Below are 3947 nucleotides of genomic sequence, written 5' to 3' on the forward strand. Positions count from 1 at the left end.
CCGCGCACGGCGGCGCCCTCGGGTCGCCGACGGGCACGGGACCGTCGTCGCAGGCCGTACCGGTCTACGCGGAGGACCGCCTCCGCGCCGAGTGGCGCACGATCCGCGCGTCGGCGACCCGCCGCCCGCCCGCGACCCCCGGCCTGGGATGGATCACCCTGGCCGCCGCAGTGATCCTCTTCGCCGTCGGCACGCCGGTGAACGCCGCGGTCTCGGGTGTGCCCGTGGTCGCCGCGATGGTCGGAACACTGCTGCAGTGCGGAGGGCTCGCCCTGGCCGTCGCCCTCCCCCGGCTCGGGATCGCGGCCCACGCCCTCGGCATGCTCGTGATCGCCCTGACCGCCGACGTGGCCACCGGGGCCCCGTGGCCGCTCCCTGTGCCGGGCATGATCACCTTCTCGGCCCTGCTGCTCGTCCTCGGCCTGCGCGAGGCCTGGATCGTGCCGGTGACGGCATTCCTGCTCGGATTCGCCGCGCTGCTCGTCGGCATCGCCCTGCGGCTGGGCGCCGAGGCGAACTGGGCCGTGAACATCGCGATCAGCGCCGAAGCCCTGGTGGTGATGGTGCTGGCGATCGGCATCGCCCAGTGGCGGATGGTCCGCGGCGATCTCGTCCGGGCCCGGGAGGAGGCCGAGGTCGAGTCCGGCCGGGTGCGCTGGGCGACCGAGCGGCGCCGGATCGCCCGGGAGATGCACGACGTCGTCGCACACTCGATGTCCATCGTCCACATGCAGGCATCGTCCGCCGTGTACCGGCATCCGGATCTGCCCGTTCCCGTCGCCGCCGAGTTCGATGCCATCGCCACCGGGGCGCGTACCGCCCTCATCGAGATGCGTCAGCTCCTCGGGGTCCTCCGCGACGAGGGCGAGCAGCTCACGGCACCGCAGCCGACGCTGGGCGACCTCGACGAGCTCGTCGAACGGACCCGCGCCGCCGGGGTCCGCGTGACGCCGCAGATCACGCTCCCGGTGCCGCTTCCCGACGCCGCCGTCCAGCTCGCCGTCTTCCGCGCCGCGCAGGAGGGACTGAGCAACGCCGTCCGGCACGCCCCCGGATCCCACGTGCGCGTGATCCTGGAGGAGGACCGCGCCCCGGGTGGCCGACGGACCCTCCTGCTCGAGGTGATCGACGACGGCAGCGGCGCACGGCCGGCGGAGCGGTCGCGTCCCGGATTCGGGATCGCCGGGATGAACGAGCGCGTCGGCCTCGTGGGCGGTAGCGTCGTGGCGGGGCCGCGCGGCCGCGGATGGGCCGTGGTCGTGCAGGTGCCGCTGGAGGACCAGCCCGCCGCCCCCGCGGAGCCTCACCCGCCCCGCGCCACGGATCCCGCTGCCGCCCCCGGGTCCGACGATCCGACCGAGGAGAGCGCATGACGCACCCGATCCGCGTGCTGGTCGTCGACGACCAGGAGATGTTCCGCGTCGGGCTCGCCGCGATCCTCGACGCCCAGCCGGACATCACCGTCGCCGGGCAGGCCGCGGACGGCGCCGAGGCGCGCCAGCGGGTGCGGAGCCTGCAGCCGGACGTCGTGCTCATGGACGTGCGGATGCCCGTCCTCAACGGGATCGACGCCACCCGCGAGATCCTCTCGGATCCGGCGATCGTTCCGTATCCGCGGATCGTCATGCTGACCACGTTCGACATCGACGATTACGTCTTCGACGCGCTGCGCGCCGGAGCGAGCGGATTCCTGCTGAAGGACGCGACCCCGGCGCAGCTCGTCGAGGCCGTCCGCACCGTGCACGGGGGCGAGGCCCTCCTCGCGCCGCGGGTGACGACCATGCTCGTGCAGGAGCTGACCCGCACCGCGGCCCGCCCGCGCCCGCAGGCGGCCGTCTTCGCCGAGCTCACCGACCGGGAGCGCGAGGTGTTCCTCCTGATCGCCGAGGGACTGTCCAACACCGAGATCGCCGGACGCCTGTTCATCGCCGAGCAGACCGCGAAGACGCACGTCAGTCGCGTCCTCGGCAAGCTCGGCCTCCGCGACCGCGTGCACGCCGTCGTGCTGGCGTACGAGACCGGCCTGATCACGCCCGGCGAGCGCGGGTAGGGCCGAGCGAGGACGCACGCGTTTCGACTCGCTGCGCTCGCTCAACGACCGAGAGCGAGAGAGGGCACGCGCGTTTCGACTCGCTGCGCTCGCTGAACGACCGAGAACGCACCACACGCGTTTCGACTCGCTCCGCTCGCTCAACGACCGAGAGAAGGCACACGCGTTTCGACTCGCTCCGCTCGCTCAACGACCGAGAGAACGCACCACACGCGTTTCGACTCGCTGCGCTCGCTCAACGACCGAAAGAGGGCACACGCGTTTCGACTCGCTGCGCTCGCTCAACGACCCGGCACCGCACCGGTCGTTGAGCGAGGAGCGCAGCGACGAGACGAAACGCAGCGCGCAGACGACAGGCGGCGCAGGAACAGTACCGCGGTAGGGGGTCGCGGATACCTCAGAGGGACGAGAGGACGGGCACCTGATCCGTACGGTCTGACCAGTGCCCGCCGACCGGAGGGCCGTACCGAACGGAGGACCCGGTGTCCGCTCTGCTCCCCGCCTCGGCCGCACCCCGCGACGCGCAGGCCTCCGCGCCCCGCGTCCCCCGTCACGAACGCTCCCCCCGGCCCGCCGTCCCGCGGACGGCGCTGAGCGGACGCGATCCGGTGATCGACCTGGTCCGCGTCGTGTGCGTCTGCGTCGTGGTGGCGCTGCACCTCCTCGTGGCGAGCATCGAGTCCTCGCCGACGGGCGGCGTCGTCATCGGCACGCCCATCCAGGACGAGGCGTGGTTCGGACCGCTCACCTGGGTCATCCAGGTGATGCCGCTGTTCTTCGTCGTCGGCGGCTTCGCCTCCATGCGGCTCTGGCAGCGGATGCAGGCCCGCGGCGCCACCGCCGCCGACTTCGCCGGCGAGCGGATCGGCCGCCTGCTCGTGCCCGGACTGCTGATGTTCGCCGGCGTCGGGGTCTTCCTCGGCGCCGCCGCGCTCGCCGGCACGCCCGCGCAGCTCGTCGCGGACGGGTCGTACTGGATCGGGCGCCCGCTGTGGTTCCTCGGGGTCTACCTCGTCGTCAGCGCGCTCGTTCCCCTCATGGCGGCGGCGCACCGGCGCTCGCCCCGGCTCACCCTGGGGATCCTCGTCCTGACCGTCATCGCCGTGGACCTCGCCCGCGGCCCGCTCGGCGACGGCGTGACCCTGTGGAACTACGTGTTCGTGTGGCTCACGCTGCAGCAGTTCGGGTTCTTCCTCGCCGACGGCACCATCCACCGGATCCGCCCCCGCACGGCGGTCGTCGCCCTCGTCGGCGCGGTGGCGACGCTGATCGCGCTCACCGGGTTCCTCGGGTACGCCCCCGATCTGCTGCTCACCGGGAACAACCCGGCCACCGTGGCCCTCGTCGCGCTCGGCGTCGGGCAGCTCGCCGTCCTCCGTCTCGTCTACGGCCGGCTCGTGCGGGTCGCCGAGCGTCCGCGCGTCGCCGCGGTCGTGGCGCGGCTGAACGCCTGCAGCACGGCGATCTACCTCTGGCACATGACGGCGCTGGCGGTCGTGGTGGCCGTGATGATCGTGTTCGCCGTGCCGCTGCCGACGACCTTCTCCCCCGCCTGGTGGGTGACGCGCCCGGTCGTCCTGGCCGTGATCGCCCTGGTCCTGGTGCCGTTCGTCGTCCTCGCCCGCGCGGCGGAGCGCCGGATCCGCCTCGAGCGCCGCACCGTCCCGGCCGCGCGGATCGCCCTCGCAGTGGTCCTCGGCGTCGGTGCCGTCGTCGTGATCCTGCAGCTCGGGTTCGCTCCCGTCTGGGCCGCGCTGCTGGCGCTGGCCCTCGGCACGGCCGCGCTGGCAGGCGCCGGCTACCGCCTGTCCCCTCCCGCCCCGCGGACGGACTCGGCGCCGCGCCGGAGCGCGCGCCCGAGCGCCGCGCTCGCCGGGATGGCGACGGGCCTGCGCTT

The 3947-nt window shown here is 73.6% G+C and carries 3 protein-coding genes; all 3 read left to right on the forward strand.

Annotation, left to right across the window (positions count from 1 at the left end):
- On the forward strand, positions 1-1373 hold a 1373-nt coding region (locus MR1_RS16130), incomplete at its 5' end, for a sensor histidine kinase (protein WP_067249268.1).
- Positions 1370-2050 carry a response regulator gene (locus MR1_RS16135; RefSeq protein ID WP_067249272.1) on the forward strand — a complete coding sequence of 227 codons (681 nt, stop codon included), beginning with the start codon at positions 1370-1372 and terminating at the stop codon, positions 2048-2050. The genes MR1_RS16130 and MR1_RS16135, both read left to right, overlap by 4 nt.
- 482 nt (positions 2051-2532) lie before the next feature.
- Positions 2533-3947, forward strand: a 1415-nt coding sequence (locus tag MR1_RS16140; protein ID WP_067249275.1) for an acyltransferase family protein, incomplete at its 3' end; no start/stop codon positions are given.

Origin of the sequence: Microbacterium resistens NBRC 103078, assembly GCF_001552355.1 — a bacterium.
In the GTDB taxonomy this organism is placed as follows: Bacteria; Actinomycetota; Actinomycetes; order Actinomycetales; family Microbacteriaceae; genus Microbacterium; species Microbacterium resistens.

What these genes read in the sequence shown, in the direction of transcription:
- MR1_RS16135 (WP_067249272.1), top strand. Translation starts at nt 1,370, where the DNA reads ATGACGCACCCGATCCGCGTGCTGGTCGTCGACGACCAGGAGATGTTC.